This window comes from Spiroplasma endosymbiont of Nebria brevicollis (genome assembly GCF_964030895.1).
Lineage (GTDB): Bacteria > Bacillota_I > Bacilli_A > Mycoplasmatales > VBWQ01 > Spiroplasma_E.
Window position 1 is genome coordinate 963,591 of record NZ_OZ034986.1, and the last position, 19,570, is coordinate 983,160.

At 22.2% G+C, this 19,570-nt stretch carries 21 protein-coding genes; 12 read left to right on the forward strand and 9 right to left on the reverse strand.

Annotated elements, in window-relative coordinates:
• Genes AAHM98_RS05625 through AAHM98_RS05640 form a run of 4 tightly spaced genes read left to right on the forward strand, consistent with a single transcriptional unit; the run spans position 1 to position 6,070 of the window.
• Positions 1-1,422: a hypothetical protein gene (locus AAHM98_RS05625; protein ID WP_342275911.1), complete on the forward strand. Its 1,422-nt coding sequence runs from the start codon at positions 1-3 to the stop codon at positions 1,420-1,422.
• Between the two features lie 57 nt (positions 1,423-1,479).
• The gene (locus AAHM98_RS05630) at positions 1,480-2,835 is read left to right on the forward strand and encodes a hypothetical protein (protein WP_342275912.1); all 1,356 of its coding nucleotides are present in this window, start codon (positions 1,480-1,482) and stop codon (positions 2,833-2,835) included.
• Positions 2,789-5,716: a hypothetical protein gene (locus tag AAHM98_RS05635; protein ID WP_342275913.1), complete on the forward strand. Its 2,928-nt coding sequence runs from the start codon at positions 2,789-2,791 to the stop codon at positions 5,714-5,716. The genes AAHM98_RS05630 and AAHM98_RS05635 overlap by 47 nt, the downstream gene beginning before the upstream one ends.
• A 57-nt stretch (positions 5,717-5,773) precedes the next feature.
• Entirely contained in the window at positions 5,774-6,070 is a 297-nt protein-coding gene (locus tag AAHM98_RS05640; protein WP_342275914.1) for a hypothetical protein, read from the forward strand.
• Between the two features lie 30 nt (positions 6,071-6,100).
• On the opposite strand, the gene AAHM98_RS05645 is transcribed toward AAHM98_RS05640, so the two are convergent.
• From AAHM98_RS05645 to AAHM98_RS05685, 9 genes are all read right to left on the reverse strand, one after another.
• On the reverse strand, positions 6,101-8,206 hold the full coding sequence (locus tag AAHM98_RS05645; RefSeq protein ID WP_342275915.1) for a hypothetical protein: 2,106 nt from the start codon (positions 8,204-8,206) through the stop codon (positions 6,101-6,103).
• 41 nt (positions 8,207-8,247) lie between these two features.
• Positions 8,248-8,589, reverse strand: coding sequence for a hypothetical protein (locus tag AAHM98_RS05650; protein WP_342275916.1), 342 nt, complete (start codon positions 8,587-8,589; stop codon positions 8,248-8,250).
• Positions 8,590-8,595: 6 nt separating this feature from the next.
• Positions 8,596-9,111 (reverse strand): hypothetical protein, encoded by a 516-nt coding sequence (locus AAHM98_RS05655; RefSeq protein WP_342275917.1) that lies wholly within the window; start codon positions 9,109-9,111, stop codon positions 8,596-8,598.
• Between the two features lie 8 nt (positions 9,112-9,119).
• Positions 9,120-10,037 carry a hypothetical protein gene (locus AAHM98_RS05660; protein WP_342275746.1) on the reverse strand — a complete coding sequence of 306 codons (918 nt, stop codon included), beginning with the start codon at positions 10,035-10,037 and terminating at the stop codon, positions 9,120-9,122.
• Entirely contained in the window at positions 10,037-10,879 is an 843-nt protein-coding gene (locus AAHM98_RS05665; protein ID WP_342275918.1) for a hypothetical protein, read from the reverse strand. Before AAHM98_RS05665 ends, AAHM98_RS05660 begins: the two co-directional genes overlap by 1 nt.
• Positions 10,845-11,135 (reverse strand): hypothetical protein, encoded by a 291-nt coding sequence (locus tag AAHM98_RS05670; RefSeq protein WP_342275919.1) that lies wholly within the window; start codon positions 11,133-11,135, stop codon positions 10,845-10,847. Before AAHM98_RS05670 ends, AAHM98_RS05665 begins: the two co-directional genes overlap by 35 nt.
• On the reverse strand, positions 11,128-12,471 hold the full coding sequence (locus tag AAHM98_RS05675) for a hypothetical protein (RefSeq protein ID WP_342275920.1): 1,344 nt from the start codon (positions 12,469-12,471) through the stop codon (positions 11,128-11,130). Before AAHM98_RS05675 ends, AAHM98_RS05670 begins: the two co-directional genes overlap by 8 nt.
• A 12-nt stretch (positions 12,472-12,483) precedes the next feature.
• The gene (locus AAHM98_RS05680) at positions 12,484-12,780 is read right to left on the reverse strand and encodes a hypothetical protein (protein WP_342275921.1); all 297 of its coding nucleotides are present in this window, start codon (positions 12,778-12,780) and stop codon (positions 12,484-12,486) included.
• Between the two features lie 261 nt (positions 12,781-13,041).
• Positions 13,042-14,223, reverse strand: coding sequence for an Mbov_0401 family ICE element transposase-like protein (locus AAHM98_RS05685; protein ID WP_342275740.1), 1,182 nt, complete (start codon positions 14,221-14,223; stop codon positions 13,042-13,044).
• A 90-nt stretch (positions 14,224-14,313) separates the two neighbouring features.
• Here AAHM98_RS05685 and AAHM98_RS05690 point away from each other — a divergent pair, with 90 nt between their 5' ends.
• From AAHM98_RS05690 to AAHM98_RS05725, 8 genes are all read left to right on the forward strand, one after another.
• Complete coding sequence (locus AAHM98_RS05690; RefSeq protein WP_342275741.1) at positions 14,314-14,679, forward strand: hypothetical protein; 366 nt, start codon at positions 14,314-14,316, stop codon at positions 14,677-14,679.
• A 103-nt stretch (positions 14,680-14,782) separates the two neighbouring features.
• A complete protein-coding gene (locus tag AAHM98_RS05695; RefSeq protein WP_342275742.1) occupies positions 14,783-15,313 on the forward strand; it encodes a hypothetical protein in 531 nt (176 codons plus the stop codon).
• 12 nt (positions 15,314-15,325) lie between these two features.
• The gene (locus AAHM98_RS05700) at positions 15,326-16,645 is read left to right on the forward strand and encodes a hypothetical protein (RefSeq protein WP_342275922.1); all 1,320 of its coding nucleotides are present in this window, start codon (positions 15,326-15,328) and stop codon (positions 16,643-16,645) included.
• A gap of 3 nt (positions 16,646-16,648) precedes the next feature.
• Positions 16,649-16,939 (forward strand): hypothetical protein, encoded by a 291-nt coding sequence (locus AAHM98_RS05705; protein WP_342275923.1) that lies wholly within the window; start codon positions 16,649-16,651, stop codon positions 16,937-16,939.
• Positions 16,905-17,747, forward strand: coding sequence for a hypothetical protein (locus tag AAHM98_RS05710; protein ID WP_342275924.1), 843 nt, complete (start codon positions 16,905-16,907; stop codon positions 17,745-17,747). Before AAHM98_RS05705 ends, AAHM98_RS05710 begins: the two co-directional genes overlap by 35 nt.
• Positions 17,747-18,664, forward strand: a complete 918-nt coding sequence (locus AAHM98_RS05715) for a hypothetical protein (RefSeq protein ID WP_342275925.1) — start codon at positions 17,747-17,749, stop codon at positions 18,662-18,664. The genes AAHM98_RS05710 and AAHM98_RS05715 overlap by 1 nt, the downstream gene beginning before the upstream one ends.
• Before the next feature lie 8 nt (positions 18,665-18,672).
• A complete protein-coding gene (locus tag AAHM98_RS05720; RefSeq protein WP_342275917.1) occupies positions 18,673-19,188 on the forward strand; it encodes a hypothetical protein in 516 nt (171 codons plus the stop codon).
• Between the two features lie 6 nt (positions 19,189-19,194).
• Positions 19,195-19,536, forward strand: a complete 342-nt coding sequence (locus tag AAHM98_RS05725; protein ID WP_342275748.1) for a hypothetical protein — start codon at positions 19,195-19,197, stop codon at positions 19,534-19,536.
• The last annotated feature ends 34 nt before the right edge of the window (positions 19,537-19,570 follow it).

Here is a 19,570-nt window from a genome sequence, read left to right on the forward strand (position 1 = left end):
ATGAATAAAGAATTTACTTATCTTAATGAAATTAGTTATTGATTATTAAATAAAAGTGATTTTACTCATAGTGAATATAATCTTAGTGGTAGTAGATATTCTAGTAAAACATATAGTATAGCAGAAGAATTAGCAATATTAATAGTTATATCAATTAAAGTACAAAAATCAATTGCTATTTATGCATTTAGAAAATTAAATAAAGATATTAATGATTTAGTAAAAGAAATATATAATGCTTTAATAATAATTGGATTGAATGATTATAAAGACTTTACTTTAAAATACCCTAATAAGCAAGCAGACTTTCGTTTTAAAGGTTTTAAATCATTTATTAGGGTAATGGGTGTATATAGTAATTCAAATGATAGAATACCTTTAAAAGGTCTTTCTCGTAGTGAAATAAAAGGTTTTGATTTAGCAATTGAATGATGTGAAGAAGCAAATGAATTTAGTCAACAAGAATTTCAAGCAATAACATTTGCATTAGGTAATGCTAAAAAAAGAATAAAAATAAAAAGTTGTAATCCAGATAATATTTATCAATATTATATTGAATATATGAATAAAATTGTACCTTTTAATTTAGAAATAATGAAAGAAAAAAATGAACAAATTAAATCAATATTTGATAATAATATTTTTAAATTATTTCATTATAGTAATTGAAAAGTAAATGCTCATAATCTTACATTAGATATGATTAATGATTTAGAAGAATTAAAAGTATTAGATCCAATTAAAGCACAAAGTTGATATTATGGTGTACCAAGTATTTTACAAGGTGCTATTTTTGCTAGATATTTAGATAAAGTTAATACTAAATTAGATTTTCAAGTACAAAGATTAACTGGTGGTTTAGATATAGGTATGGCAACAAGTCCAAGTGGTCATCCTACATCTGCTTCATTATGATTTATTGGTGAAAATGATAATGGTAGAAGAGCACATAAAGAAAGTGAATTTTATCATAGTAATGTTACTATGCAATATAAAGATACTGATACTTTAGCAAATGATATTATTAATTATTATATTAATGAAAGTAAACGTTATATAGCAATGTTATTTGGTTTTACTTGTTATGTTGATTATGGTAATGGTGGGTTAGTATTTATTGATGTTTTAAAAAGTTGAGTTAAAAAACGTAATATAACATGATTAAAATTTATAGCAGTAGATAAATCAATTTTATATTTAAATGATAGAATTGATTTTACAACAATTTGTATGCTTAAAAATATTATTAGTTTTAATTGAGAAAGATGTCAAGAAACTAAAAGACAATATAGTTTAATGCAATGATTAGATAAAAAGAAATTAGATACTAATAATAATACTCCGAAAATGTTAGATTTACATGATGATACTTGAGATAGTGATATGTATGCATTAATGCATGAAATGAAATGAAATGATTAATTAATGGTATTAATAATAAATTATTAATTAATAAAAATAATTTTGGTGGTGATTAATATGATAAATACAATGGAATATTTAAGTTGTGATAAAAAAGATTGATATATTGATATACCAATGATTATTGCTCAAAAATCAACTAAATTATGATTAGGTAAAGGATTTTTATTTAATTCAAGTAAAAAAGAAATATTAGATTATCTTAATGAAATGAATTTAAAAGATAAATGATTAGAAAAATTTTATAAATTTGGTTTACAAAATTCACTAATGGGTAAAGTATTTATTATGATTATAGTTAATGAAGATAATAGTAAATCCCTTAAAATATTACCTAATAGTTTTTGTGGTAGAGTTGCTAAATATAATGAACAAGAACAATCAGCAGAATTTTATTTTATTAATGAACAAGCTGATAGTGCTACTTTAACTTGAGTAACAATACAAAATGGAAAAGTTAAATATGAAACATATAAAGATAATAATAAAGATATTATTTTAGGTTCTACAAGAACTAAATTAAAACCAAATATAACACCATTAAATACTTATGAAATTAAAAATCCATTTAATTATATTCCTATTTTTGAAATAACTAATTTACCAATTATTAATTTATATGGTAATACAACTACTTTAAATGCTTATCCAGATTGTACAGCAGTATGAGATTTAATATGAGATTTAAATCAAGTTATTAAGAAAAAAAGATTAGAAAGAGAATTTAATGTTACTACTTTATTTGCTGTATTAGATAATGAAACAGTTAAAGAAATGCAAGAAAATGGTAATATTATTGAAAATCCTAAAAAAGATATGATAGTTAATGTTGGTAGTGCTGGATATGATAAAAATGGTAATGGTAGTATGCAAATTATACAAGGTGACCCAAAATTTAGTGAATATTGATTAGATTATAATGGTACTGCTAAAGCAATATTTAATGGTTCTGGTTATGATTATGATGAACATGGTAATGATGTTTATACTAATAAAACACAAAGTATGTTTAATAATAAATTTGATATGGAAACAACAGAAATTAAAATAGCATTTTATAGTGCTTATTTTTATCGTATATTTGATTTACTTCTTATTAGTGAAAATTTATGAAATGGTATTGGTGAAAGACCTTATTCATTTAAATTTATACCTATAGCAATGACTGACCAAATAGTACAAGACCAAATTATTAATTCAAGATTAAATAATGGTACTATGACAGTAAGTGAAGCAATTGGTGAATATGATAATATTGACCAACTTATGGCAGAAAATAAATTAGAAAATATTATTATAGAAAATAAAAAATTAAATAAAGAATTAGGAGATAGTGAAAATGAGCAATCATCAACGAATTCAATTAATGAAACACGCACATCTAAATCTAAAGAGACAACAAGCAATAATTAAACGTTTAAGTCATTGAAAAATATTTCCATTTATAATTAATAATGGAGCAATACCTTTAACTGAAACTGGTTATAAACCTATTAATAGTAAAATTAGTGATTTTGGTCAATATGAATTAATACTTTCTGGTAATACTCCAGTTGTATGTATTTGAAAAAATAGTACTAAAATCTATCAAAAAAATAAAGGTATAACAGACCCAACTACTCATAAAACTACTGGACAAGACCAATATTATACTAAACAATATAAAATTGGTGATTATTGAAATGCTTATTTAATTGATGATACAAGTGGTGTAGATTTTGGTGGTTTACCTAATAATCAATTATTTAAAACAATTTCTACAACAAGACAATATATATTAGTTATGTTTGAAGAACAAATTACAGTAGATGATTATTTACAATTTTTTTGTGTATTTAATGATAAAAATGAAAATATTGGTGGTAATACTGGTAAAAATCAAGATAGACAATTATTATATATTTCAAATGTAACTAATTATTATAGTCCTTATAATGGTGAATTTAGTATGCAAGTATTAACTTTTAGTTCAGTTAATGATAGAGCAGTAGCAAGTGGTCAAAATACGCTTGATTATGTACAATATGCAAGTCCAGGTAGTGGTTATGCTTTCCCTACTATTCAAAATAGTTTAGTAACGTTAAATCGTACTTTAATGCGTGATATTGGAGTTAGATATAGTCATAGACAATCTTATGGTTTAGAATTATTATCTAGTTGTTATTATTATGGTAGACCTATAATACAAGGTCAAGCACCTAATCAAATTAATAATAATGAAATATTTGAACAAAAAGTATTTGCTTCAAGAAGATTATTTATTGCTGGTAATAATGACCGTTCAAGTACATCAGTTAAAAATAATGGTGGTTTATTAGCAGGTATTAATGATAAAATAACTACTAATAGTCATCCAGAAACTACATTTTATAATTTAATGGATGCAAAACCTACTGGATATCTTAATTTTAAAAATTGAAAAGAATGATTATCAACTAGTTTAAATTTACAAGCAAATTTATTTGTTACAAAAGATTTTAAAGGTATGTTAGCATTTGATAAAACAAAAGCAACTAATAGTAATGGTACAGCAATTGGAGAAGCTAAATTCTTTTGAGATAGTGAATGAAATATTAATAATATCTCTGGTAATTATAATGTAGATATGTCTAGTAATTTTAAATATAAAGACCCAGATACTAATTTAATTATTGGTTCACCAACTGTAGATTATTCAAAAATAAGTCAAAAATATATGAGTGCTATATTAAATTTTAATTCAGTAGTATTTAGTAGTTTAATACAAATGCCTTATGATAGTGTACAATGATTACCTTTTGCTTTAAGTGATATACCATTAATTGGTAAATTATTAAATGTTTTAAGTTTAGGTATTCCAATTGGTTTTATTATTAATCAAAATAATCAACAATATAAAAAAATGTTATATTTTAATGGTTTCATGTCAGCATTTTTTACAAATAATTTAGAAAATATTATTGGTAATGGTGGTTTAATTCCATTAAATGCTTTTGCTAATGAAAATGCTTTTGCTATTGGTAAATTATTAGGTGCTAATGTTTCTACAACTGCTATGACTATGAAATTAACTGATAGAATATCAGTATATCCATGAGACCCTAAAACTGGTCATAAATTAAAAACAAAAGAACAAATAAGTACAGTTGATTTATCACAAAAGAAAAATAATAAAGTTTATATTTTAGCAGAAGATACTGAATTTTTAGATATAGCAAGTCCATTAACTAACTTAGACACAGAAATGCAATGAAATCCAACAAGTAATGGTGTTAGTGATGGTTCTAATTATGCATACATTATTGATACAATTGTAACTCAATCATTACATCAAGGTGAAGAAAGACATACATTTTATAGTGATAATCCATTTACTTATCAAGGTGATTATAATGAACTTTCAGTTGCTCAATTTAGATATAAAAATAAAGGTGCTTTAACTAATAATGCTTTTAATTGAACTACTTTATATAAATTAAATCATGATGAATATAAAGAAACTGAAGAAACTACATTTAGTTATCCAGCAAACATATTACCACCAAGTCCACAAAATATAGCAAAATCAATAATTATTATTCCAGATTTAAAAATAGAAATGACAGCAAATAATATTCCTTTAACAAATATAAATGTTAGACCATATCAATCTAATAATAACGAATGGAAAAAAAATAATCCAAATAAATTGGTTAATTATGAAATTAATTTAAAATCTTTATTAGACCCAACATTATTAATTAATACTTTTAATGACTTACAAAGATATTATAAAAGTATAACATTATATTATGATTATAATATTGAAACAAAAGAAGAAATACAAAATTCACCAGATAATAAATTAATAAAATATTCAAGTATTGAAAATTTTAGACCAACAAAAATTGACAATACAAGTATAACTATTGATTTAAAAGATTTAAAATTTAATAAAAATAGACCCCAAGAAAATCTTTATGAAAATACTTGATATCACACAGCAAATACTGATACTACTTCTGGTATGGCATATAATTATTTTTTTAGTGATAATAGACAAATGCCTTATGAATTAATTGGATATAATTTTAATCTATCTATATTTTTTGGTACCGGCATAAGAGTAGATGAAAGTTATGAAAATAAATCATGTATTAATATGAGTATTGTAGATAATAACTTAAAATGAACATTTTATTTACAAGCAAATTTAGGAAAAATTGAATGTAGATGAGATAATTATACTATAATAAGTCCCTTTTTAACTTATGGTATGAGATATATAAATAGTATTAAAGCTAATATTACTAAAATAGTATTAAATACAAGATAAAAAATATTTTTATGTTATAATTTTAATTATTAAAATATTTTTATGGAGTATATATAAATGAATAAAAAGTTAAAAAAAATAAAATTTAAAGAAAAAAAAACATGATTAATAGTTTTTAGTATTATATTTTTAATTACAGCACTATATTATTTAATAACATTAATTTATTGAGATAATTATTTTGGAAATTTAAATATTTCAACTGATAAGACAAGAATTTATTTTTTTAATGATAGATATTTTTTAATTAAAATAATGATTTTTATGTTAGTATGTTCTTTTACTTTTATAATAACTTGAATAATTTTAAAAATTAGAAAAATTGAAACTAACATTCTCCCACAATCTAATTAAAAAGTTACCAATTAAGGTAACTTTTTATATTTATTCTTGTAATTCTTCTAATTTTAAAATATTTCCATAAGTAATACCACCAGCGTTGTTAATTCTAATACAAATATTATTAACTTCTAATTTAAACAACTCAATTCTATTTTTAACTACATTTCAATTTCGTACATAACTATCTATTGTATATATACAATCAATCTTGTTTGATACTAGTTTATCAAATTCTTTAGTTATAGAATAAGAAATAGGTTGCGTATCTCCGTATCACATATAAGTAACTCTATATTTTTTACCCACAATAAAAGTATATAAAATTCTATCTTTAGTTTGTCTTGTTCCTACTTCTTTTCATTTTGGACATGGACAAGGTGTTGGTGGTATTGGTGGAGTTATTGGTAATATTTGTTCACTATAATTTTTAGTATTTGTATTTTCTGCTTCTTCTAATGAAAGCAAAAAACCAGTTTGGTAATTATATTTTTTTAAATAAATCATTGCTGATGTAACACCTAAATCAACATAATTAGTTACTACCTTTTGATTATTTTCTGCTTGAAATGTACTATCTAATATAGCAGGTGCGCCTCTTCACATAAAAATTAAATATTTACTACTTCCATTACTTTTAAGATATGCTCATGAATAACTAACACGATATAAAGTGTTTAATTTAAAATTAAATGCAATATTATCATTCTCATTACTAATAGTACCAACTGATTTTCATTTAATAAAATTTAATTCATTAATTTTATCATCAACATATTTTTTATGTGGAATATCTAAATCATCAGTTACAAACGGATTATTTCTATATGTTAATGTAATATTACCTTTTTTAATAACATTATTAATTAAATTAGTAGTAGTATCTTTATCATCTTTATTATCAAATATTCTATTTTCATCAACTGAACTTCCCCCAGTAGCACTAATTTTATTATTTTCATCAATAGTAATATTATCCCCTGCAGTTAATTTATCTTGTTTATTAATTATTTTATTATCTACATATTTTTTTACTCAACCACCATTAGGAATTCATAAATCATTACCTTCATCTGGCATTTTGTGATATATTAATTCTGTTGTTCCTTCATAAACAAGATTTAATTTATTTTCTTTTTTATCTAATAAATTATTAGTTTCTTCTTTTTTATAATAATCAGTTAAATCTGGCGGTTCACTACCACCAGTAGCACTAATAATATTATCTTTAATAGTTATATTAGTACCTGCAATTAATTTATCTTGTTTTAATAATAATTTATCATCTGCATATTTTTTTGGAATTAAAGTTCCATTTAAATAACTTGAGTAATCTTCTGTAAACGGATTAAAATTTTTATAAGCAACTCATTTATATATAAAATTAGGTACTAAAGTATGTTTTAAAATTTCAATAGCATTTTTTTTATCATCAAGGTCATCAAAATAAATTACTTTATCACTAACATCACTATTAACTATATGAGTTTCTTTATCATATTTAATATTAATAGTTTTTTTTGGACTTTTAAATTCAGGTACTGTAGTACTTGTATTAATACCTCTAGTATCAATATTAACAACTGGTCTTAACATATTTTGTGTATTAGTAATAGTAATTTTAGTTCTAATATCTAATGATTTTATATTAGTATATGGTATATATGCATTTAATGGACTATCTTCTCCACAATTTGAAATAAATTTATTAAAATAATTATTTTTTTGTGGTTCTATTCCTTTTAAATTAAAACCTTTAATATTTGGATATTCTTTAATTTTTCTTAAATAATTAAATACTTCGGGTGGGATAAAATAAGGGTCATCTGGATTAGTTTCACTATAAGTTAATCCACCTTGACTAATTGAACCTTGACCACGTAAATAATCTACATCTTTAGTTAATAAAAATCTAACATAATTAGTAGTTGCTGTTTGAACATTATCTGTAAAATCTGTTGGTGTTATTTCTGGTCATTTTTTACTAATAGTAAAACCACTTAAATAATCAATATTACTACTAGCTACAGATATTGCAAATCAAATTTCATTATCTGGAGTAGTTACTTTATCAAATAATAATTCATTAAAATATTTTGATAATTTAAATTCTTCAACTGTAATAAATAATATTGGGTCTTTAATTGCCATAATTTACTCCTTAATGTAAAAATAAAGGGTATTTAAACCCTTTAAATTTTAATTTTAGTTGCTTTCTTTTTATCTTTTTCTGATAATTCTTTCTTTTTAGATTTTTGTGCTATTACAAAATTATCAATTTGTTCTTGTTCTACATTAAAACTATCAAGTAATTTAGCAGTTGATGTAGTTTCTAATTGTAATTGAGAATTAATTTGTTTAATATTTGCTTTAATAAATTCTAATTCTTTATTATTTTTTAATTCTTTTGCTAAATTTGATTGTTTTGATTTTTTAATAAATTTTGATAATAATAGTAAAACAATAGTCACAATTACTCCACTAGTAACTGCTCCTCCTATAATTCCACTTAATAAATATACTGTTAAATTCATTTTTTATTACACCTTTTCTATTTGAATTTTATTTGAATGATTTTTACATAAAATACATTCTTTTTTATGTTTTTTAATTTGTTGATATTGATAAATTAAATAAGGACTTGTAATAATAATTGGAATTATTATTAATCCAAATTTAAGTAATTTTCCATAATTACCTAATTTAGTTGCTAGATTTAATCCTATATGACTAAACATTGGAAATAAAGTTAAAACCAAATGGTCAGGTCAAGTAAAATTATATTGAGTTGTATAACTTCCAATTCCCATTTCTATTGGTATTTTAGGTAGTAATCATGGTGTTATTGTAAAAAATAATGTTATTAATATACCAATAATATGACTAGTTATTTTTAAAATATTAGATATTAATATTTTGATTTTATCTATATGAGTACTATTTTTATTAAATCAAATTTTATTTAATTTTTTATATTCTTTATTATCTTTTGATATTGGATTAATAGTATTTCATATACCAATTGGTTTAATAGGTTTTGTTAAATCTATATCCATATAATCACCTACTTTCATGTTTTATATTTACTTTTATTTTTATAAATAGAAATACCTATATTTTTAGTAGTACTACTTGTTTTATGAAAATTTAAATATTCTTTTCTTTCTACTCTTCATGCTCTACTACCTAATTCAGTTTTTGGTAAAGTTTTAAATTCTTTAAGTTTAAAAAATCCACGTTCTAATCTATTAATAAATGCAGTTGTTTTTAATACATTAATATTAGTTGATTTAAGCACATTATAGCGTTGTTTACCTTTACTAATACCTTTCTCTTCTTTAAGTTGTTTCTTAACATATTTACGTATTTGTGAAGGTAAAAAACCCCTTAAAAAATATCTTCAAAATATTGTTCCAGCACCACTACCATTTTTACCTTTTTGAACTTTCATTAATTCTCAAGTCTCTTCATTTACATTAGGATAAGTATATGGACCATATCAACGTTTATTTTTATATGTATCAGATTGTATTAAAACTTGTAATAATCCTAATTTAAGTGATTTATTAGATTTATAAAATAAACCTTTTTTTAATCATGAACTAGATAATATTACTCAACCTTTATCATCTTTATTATCAGTTTCTTTTACATCTTTATTATTTAAATCTTTAGTATCTTTAGTTTTATTATCTTTAAATAAATTATTAACTTTTTTAATTGGATTAACAAATAATTTATCTAATTCAGTTTTTAAAATAGTTAATTCATTAGGTTTTAAAATAGATAATAATTTTTTAGCAATATTAGGATTAAAAACTGAATAAGGTTGATTTAATTCTTCAATAGAAACATTTTCACTATCTAATACTGATTTTAATCCATTATCTTTACTATAATTTTTTAATAAACTAACAATTAATACTCGAATATCATCACTTGCTAATGCAGAATATATTAATCTAATAATTAAAGGTAACATTATAAAGTAAATAAACTATTACTACGTTGAATATTAGGGTCATAATCATTAATAGTATTTCTTATTTCATAGTTATCTCAATCAAAAATATTATCATCTGATATTATTGGTTGAGTTTCATTATCAATAAATGAAGTTTCTTGCATTTCTCTATCATGATTTGTTTTCATTGGTAATAAATTATGTATAATTTCACTAGCACCCGCTATTATTGTAGGAATAGCATAAGCATTATTAAAATCATTATTAATACCCATTGCTACACCACTACTAATTAAACACCCACCAGTACCCATATTTGCTATTTTTCTTATTGGTTCAAATCTATTAGGTATTAATTCAGTAATTCCACTAATAAGATTTGAAATACCATAAGCATTTAATGAAATATAAGTATCTCAATCCATTAAATTATTAGAATTATTATTAAATAAATTATCTGGAAATGGATTAACAGTTGTTGATGTTGTACTTGTAGTAGTTATAGGAGATATAGTACTTGTTATTGGATTAATTGTTGTACTAGGTTCTATTGGTGTAATAACAGTATTTAAAAACTTACTATAATTTGCTAAACTAATTGTTCCTAAACCTAATAATATTTTTTTACTACTATTAATAAATTTAGTTTTAGAAGAAGGTCTTTGATTTAAATTTCATATATCTAAACCTAATTTTTTACCAAATAATAAAGAATTAATTGAGCCTAATATTGGATTACCTATTAATTGACCATAATAAGCACTGGTTCCAATCATTGCTGAAATTGGACTTATACCTGTTCTTATTAATTTTATTAAAGTATAGTTACTCAATGGTATAGTTTCAGCATGTTGTGGCATGTTTATTTTCTCCTTTTAATAATTTAGTAGATTTTTTAATTTGAATTAATACTTTACCTTTTAAATTAACATTATCTCCAACACATACAGCAAAATTATCATGTACATTACTTACTCTTATATAATTTGGATTTAATGTTGGAAATTCATAAAGTAATATTGCTAATATATCTTGTGAACTATTTAAATCTTCTGGTTTTGGTGAATTTATAATAATTTCATTTTTATAATTAAAATATTCATATATATTAGTCATTATTAACTTGTTTCTTTTTTACTTTTGAAAATGTTATTTTTACTGTTCCATAATATTCTTTATTATCACCAGTCATAGTTGCAGAAGTTGATGTTATATTACTATATGTTGCTTTTTTAGGTGTAAATCCAACATTACCAGAATTTACTATTGCTATATCTAATTCATCACTAGTAGGATTATCACTAGTAATAGTAATTTTTCCTAAATCTTTATAATAAATTATATTTTGTAAATCTAAAATATTCATATTATCATAATCTGTTGATTGATAAGTAGCATTAACATTAGTTGGGTCTGTTTTATAATTTTTTGCTCTTGCTGTTTTAATTTCATCAATTGTTGGCATTTTTTCTTGAATAATATACATTAAATCTGGTCTAATTGCACTTGGTAATGCATATAATGCTTTCCCAATAATACGAATATTATCTGTTCCATTATCTAATTTATTTCTTACTTTTGTAAATGAAATAGGCATACCTCACATATATCTGTTATAAACTACACCAAATAAATTTAATAAATTATAATCTTTTTCTAAATGCATACCAGAAACTGTATCATGAATAAAATCTTGTTCTAAATAAAAACTTTCATAAAATTCCATACCCATAATTTGATTTGTATATCTTTTACCAGTTGCTAAAGTATTTGCAGCAATTTGACCATAATTTAATAATGTAAATGCTTTTGCCAAATTAAAACTACTATCAATACCACAAGCACCAGTTAAATCTGCTTTATTAATACCAACCGTAATATCATCTACTTTTTTAATTAATTTATTATTTCTTTCTCCAATTATATAATAAGCATTTAATGCTTGTTCTTTAGTCATATTATTTAAATTTAAAGGTAATACTAATGATTTAGCAATTGCATAATCTTTGGTACCTTGTAAAAATATTAATTCAAAATTTTCTCTTAAATTTCTCATAAATGAACTTGTTCAATTTGAAACAATTTGAGTTGCTACATTTGCTGGTGAAGTCATAAATCTTTCAATATCAAATTCTGGAATATTAAAATCAATTGTTAATTCTTTATCAATAATTAATGTTGTTGTTTTAACTGTTCCTTTTTGTCTTTTAGTACCAGTAAATTCATCTCATGTTGAACCTCATAATACACGAACTGTTGCTCTATATATTGCCATTGCGACACCACTAATATTTGCTATTTGGTCAGCAGTAACAGTATTTCTCATAAATAAAGTACTTATTTCAGCAGTTAATTCACCACGAACTTGTGCTTCAAGTACACTTAAAACAGCATTTTCAGTAGGTGTATTACCACCAATAATAAATGCTTTAGGTATTTGTGGAATTGCCATTTTATCCTCTTTCTATTTAATAGATTTAAGTGCATTTCCTCTTGCTAAATTTACAAGTTTTTCTAATTCGTTAGGGTCAGTAATACCTGTAGTTTTTGCTTTTTCATTTAATTTTCTTTCTAATTCTTCTGGATTAATACTATTTGTATGTAAATCTAAAAGAGTTTTAGGATTAAAATCATTTGTATTAGGTTTATTTTCTTGTTTAAAAGATTCTGATATTTTATCAATAAGAAATTCTTTATAATCTTCATTTATTTTATTAAATGCTTCTTGTTTAGATAAAGATTTATAATTATCAGTACTCATTAAATTTTTAATTAAATTTACTTTTTTAGTATCTTTAATATTAGAAAATAATTGTTGCTCTTCATAACTATTAATTTTAGTTTAAGGGCGAATAAAATATACGTATAGATATATTTTCAATGAGAGAAATATATCTTTAATTGTTGATATAATTATATCATATATTATCATTCTTGTAAACAATAATATCACTTTAATTTTACTATTTTAATCTAAAAATTCCTAACTATTTAGGTAAAGATTTATTTAATTTTATATTAACTAAAAACTAATATTTTGTTTATTAAAATATGCTACTCTTGCATTTAACATATTAATAAATGTTTTAGAATTATATGATTTTGCACCATTTCCTTTTAATGACTTTACTAAATGAAAAACAGTACTTTCAGCATAACAACCAATATTTCAATCTGCTCCTTGATTAATAATACCTTGAGTATTATTTTTAAAATAATTAAATGTTTTTTCATCAACATTATTTTCTAAAATATTAATAAATTGATTATAATTACCGTTTTTAAAAGAAGCAGATGAATCTATATACTTAGTTCAATCAGTAGATTCTTTTTTCTTTCCCCTTTTACCAACAAATGATTTTCAAAGATAACTAAAAGCATGAAATTTATCTAATATATAATAACCACCTAATAATTTAGCCATTGCTCTTATTGATAATGCACCATCACCTGCAATTATTAAATTAAGATTTTGAGATTCTAAATCTTTTAAACTATTTATTTTAATATCATAATTATTATTAATAGTTTCAAAAACAAAATTATATACTTTATCTTGTGTTATATTATTACTATTACCAGTTTTATATAATAAAAAAGCAGTAGTTTTATTTAATAATTGATTTCTATTTTTACCAATATTAATTTTATGAGTATAAAAATTAAAAATTCTAATACAATGTTTTTCTATTATTCCATAATCATTTCTTAAAAATTCATAACAATCATCAATATCAATATGAAGTTTTTGATTATCTAATACTTTAATTTTTTCTTTTAAAGGTTGAATAGTAAATTTACTATTTTTTATTATATTACTAATAGTTTGATTTGAAATAGGACAATCGGGTAACATATCTTTAATATCACATTGTCTTTTACCTTTATGTATTTGTTTTAATATAAAATTTAATAAACGATTAGTACAATTTTTATATTTTAGAATTTTAATAAAATTTTTTACTGGACATATATTTTCATTAGTTTCTAAATTTTTATATATTCTTAATGGAAGATAAGATTTTCCAAAAGGATTAATAATTAATTTTACTCTTCTTTGTATTAATTTATATTTATTTTTATCATAAGTTTTAAAATAATTATAATCATAATTTAATAAATCTTGTTCATATTCTTTTATTTTTAAATTTGTATATTTAATATCTAAACTATCATAATCATATTCATTATTAATTAAAGTCATAATATTAATTCCTTTCTTTAAACTACAAATAATTATATATAAGAATAATAGTAAATGTTATAATATACATAAGGATAAAAGGTGAATAATATGCCAAAACAAAGAAAAGAATTAGGAGATTATGAGGTTAAAATTAGTAATTATTTACGAACAAAAAATAAAACATTAACACCACAAGGATTAAATAATGCTCTTGGAATTGATAGAAAATTTATATATGATTGCCGACGTAGAAATAGTCCATGACAAGTAAAATTTTTAAAAAGTTATGATAAAGCACGTAGTATTATTTCAACTCATATGTTAGAAAAAGCATTAGTAACTCCACAATTAATTTATGAACATTGAAGAAAATCACATCCAAATGAATTTGATATAAATGAAGAAGATAATAACACTCAAAATGATATAATTATTAATATTACTGAACCAAGAAAAATAGAAAATAATGACTAGAAAATCTATAATAAATATAGATTTTTTCTTTATTTTAAAGGGAAAAAATGATATAATTAATATTAAGGAAACAGTAGCCATTCTGTGAGTTTAGGAGTTAAATATGGAAAACTTTAACTGAGATAAAAATAAAAATTATACTAATGAAGAATTAGAAAATTTATTAGAACAACACCGAAATTTTGTTTATAAAAATACTAAGACTGAATTAGAACCAAAACTACAAGAACAACAAACTAAATTAAAAGAATATGAAACTAAAATTAATAGTTATGAAGAGCAACAATTATTTTCTAATATTAAAGATACTAAAAAAGTAAATTTAATTAAAAATTTAATGAGTACTGATAATTATAAATCTTTATCTAAACAAGAAGCATTTAATAAAATAAATGAAGATTATAAAGAATTTCTTATTGATAAAATATCAGAATCTTTTAAACAAGAAAATAAACCTAATACAAATGATTTTAATCCTAAAACTCTTTTAGATTTACATACAAATAGTATTAATCCAGAAGAATTAGAAAGAAAATTAAATGAAAAAGCAAAAACTACAGGTATTACTGACCCTAACGAATTAGAAAAACTTGTAAATTTAGCAAGAGGAAATGCACTTAAATCTATTAAATAGAAAGAGGATAAAATGGCAATTCCACAAATACCTAAAGCATTTATTATTGGTGGTAATACACCTACTGAAAATGCTGTTTTAAGTGTACTTGAAGCACAAGTTCGTGGTGAATTAACTGCTGAAATAAGTACTTTATTTATGAGAAATACTGTTACTGCTGACCAAATAGCAAATATTAGTGGTGTCGCAATGGCAATATATAGAGCAACAGTTCGTGTATTATGAGGTTCAACATGAGATGAATTTACTGGTACTAAAAGACAAAAAGGAACAGTTAAAACAACAACATTAATTATTGATAAAGAATTAACAATTGATTTTAATATTCCAGAATTTGATATTGAAAGATTTATGACTTCACCAGCAAATGTAGCAACTCAAATTGTTTCAAATTGAACAAGTTCATTTATGAGAAATTTAAGAGAAAATTTTGAATTAATATTTTTACAAGGTACCAAAGATTATGCAATTGCTAAATCATTAGTATTACCTTTAAATTTAAATAATATGACTAAAGAACAAGCATTAAATGCTTATTATATAATTGGAGAAAGAAATAATAAATTAATTAAAAAAGTAGATGATATTACGGTTGGTATTAATAAAGCAGATTTAACTGGTGCTTGTGGTATTGATAGTAGTTTTAATTTGGCAAAAGCATTTACATTATTAAATTATGGTCAAATTGCTGCAAATACTTTAGCAACTGGTAAAAGATATACAAATCAAATTATGGGTATGGAATTTTATGAAAGTTTTTATTTAGAACAAGATTTTATTCATGATACAGTTTCTGGTATGCATTTAGAAAAAGATTATAATTTATTAAATTTATTTGGTGTAGTTTATAACAGATATATGTGAGGTATGCCTATTTCATTTACAAAAGTAAGAAATAAATTAGATAATGCAACAGATAATATTCGTATTATTGGGAAAGCATTATATGCATTACCAAGTGCAATTAGACCAGATTTAATGTATATTATTCAAGAAAAAATGCCAACAATTGATGAAATTAAAACAGCAAGAGCAAAAAATTATAAAACAGACCCAACTAATGTTAATGCTACTTATCAATCAACAGATTATGATAATATGAATATTTTAGATTTACAAAATATAATTTATTATAAAGATTTAGGAAAAATTACTATTGCTAGTGATAATCCTACTAGTGATGAATTAGATATAGCAATAGTAAAAATAGGTAATGTTGGATTTGAACCTAAAAAAGCAACATATACTAATATTACTAATACAAGTGCAACTATGACTGGTGATAATAAAGAATATTATGGAACAGTTAAATTAACATTTACTAAGGCTTAAATTATGGAATTTATATATAAATATTTTAATGATAAATCACATATTATTATAAATTCCCCAAAACCAGAAGATTTAAATAGTTCACAAGATATATTAGCAATATTACTTTATGAATTTCCAACATTAAATCCAAATTATATAAGAGTAAGTAATGTACATGATAATTTTGCTGTATGTGTTGGAGATAATGTTAATTTAAAAGGTAAAGTATTAATTCAAATTAAAAAATCTACTAAATTATTAAAAGGAGAAAATAAACATGCCACAACATGCTGAAACTATACCATTGAGTAACTATACTTTAATAAAATTAATAAGAACAGGTATAAGTCCAATTTTAGCAATGATTGGAACCAGTGCTTATTATGGACAATTAATAGGTAATCCAATATTAGGCTCAATTAATTCTTTATTATTTGGTAAAAAATTAGGTTTAGATATATGAAATTTAAATCAAAGACCTTCTTCTAAAACTAAATTTATTAATAGTAGTAAAAAAATATTATTAGGTTTAGGAACAATTAGTTTAGCAAATTATAGTAAGTTTTTAAATACTGTTATTACACCAATAGAACCTAGTACAACAATTAATCCAATAACAAGTACTATATCTCCTATAACTACTACAAGTACAACATCAACAACTGTTAATCCATTTCCAGATAATTTATTTAATAATAATTCTAATAATTTAATGGATTGAGATACTTATATTTCATTAAATGCTTATGGTATTTCAAATCTTATTAGTGGAATTACTGAATTAATACCTAATAGATTTGAACCAATAAGAAAAATAGCAAATATGGGTACTGGTGGGTGTTTAATTAGTAGTGGTGTAGCAATGGGTATTAATAATGATTTTAATAATGCTTATGCTATTCCTACAATAATAGCGGGTGCTAGTGAAATTATACATAATTTATTACCAATGAAAACAAATCATGATAGAGAAATGCAAGAAACTTCATTTATTGATAATGAAACTCAACCAATAATATCAGATGATAATAATTTTGATTGAGATAACTATGAAACAAGAGATACTATTAATGATTATGACCCTAATATTCAACGTAGTAATAGTTTATTTACTTTATAATGTTACCTTTAATTATTAGATTAATATATTCTGCATTAGCTAGTGATGATATTCGAGTATTAATTGTTAGTTTATTAAAAAATTATAGTAAAGATAATGGATTAAAATCAGTGTTAGATAGTGAAAATGTTTCTATTGAAGAATTAAATCAACCTTATTCAGTTTTTAATCCTAATATTGCTAAAAAATTATTATCTATTTTAAAACCTAATGAATTAACTATTTTAAAAACTGAATTAGATAAATTATTTGTTAATCCAATTAAAAAAGTTAATAATTTATTTAAAGATAATAAAACTAAAGATACTAAAGATTTAAATAATAAAGATGTAAAAGAAACTGATAATAAAGATGATAAAGGTTGAGTAATATTATCTAGTTCATGATTAAAAAAAGGTTTATTTTATAAATCTAATAAATCACTTAAATTAGGATTATTACAAGTTTTAATACAATCTGATACATATAAAAATAAACGTTGATATGGTCCATATACTTATCCTAATGTAAATGAAGAGACTTGAGAATTAATGAAAGTTCAAAAAGGTAAAAATGGTAGTGGTGCTGGAACAATATTTTGAAGATATTTTTTAAGGGGTTTTTTACCTTCACAAATACGTAAATATGTTAAGAAACAACTTAAAGAAGAGAAAGGTATTAGTAAAGGTAAACAACGCTATAATGTGCTTAAATCAACTAATATTAATGTATTAAAAACAACTGCATTTATTAATAGATTAGAACGTGGATTTTTTAAACTTAAAGAATTTAAAATTTTACCAAAAACTGAATTAGGTAGTAGAGCATGAAGAGTAGAAAGAAAAGAATATTTAAATTTTCATAAAACAAGTAGTACTACTAAAAATATAGGTATTTCTATTTATAAAAATAAAAGTAAATATAAAACATGAAAGTAGGTGATTATATGGATATAGATTTAACAAAACCTATTAAACCAATTGGTATATGAAATACTATTAATCCAATATCAAAAGATAATAAAGAATATAAAAAATTAAATAAAATTTGATTTAATAAAAATAGTACTCATATAGATAAAATCAAAATATTAATATCTAATATTTTAAAAATAACTAGTCATATTATTGGTATATTAATAACATTATTTTTTACAATAACACCATGATTACTACCTAAAATACCAATAGAAATGGGAATTGGAAGTTATACAACTCAATATAATTTTACTTGACCTGACCATTTGGTTTTAACTTTATTTCCAATGTTTAGTCATATAGGATTAAATCTAGCAACTAAATTAGGTAATTATGGAAAATTACTTAAATTTGGATTAATAATAATTCCAATTATTATTACAAGTCCTTATTTAATTTATCAATATCAACAAATTAAAAAACATAAAAAAGAATGTATTTTATGTAAAAATCATTCAAATAAAATTCAAATAGAAAAGGTGTAATAAAAAATGAATTTAACAGTATATTTATTAAGTGGAATTATAGGAGGAGCAGTTACTAGTGGTGTTATTATTACTTTTGTATTATCTATTATTTCAAAAAAAATTAAAAAAAATAAACAAGATATAGTTGCTAAAGAACTTAAAATTAATAAATTAATTGAATATATTATTTTAAATATTAAACAATTAAATGATAGATTACAATTAACAGAAACTCCTATTGCACAAAAATTAGATGCTTTTGATGTTGATGAAAAAGATTTTGAAGATTTTATTATTGCTCAAAAAGCAAAACGTCAAGAATTAACAAATAAAGATAAGAAAAAAGTAACTAAAATTAAAATTTAAAGGGTTTAAATACCCTTTATTTTTACATTAAGGA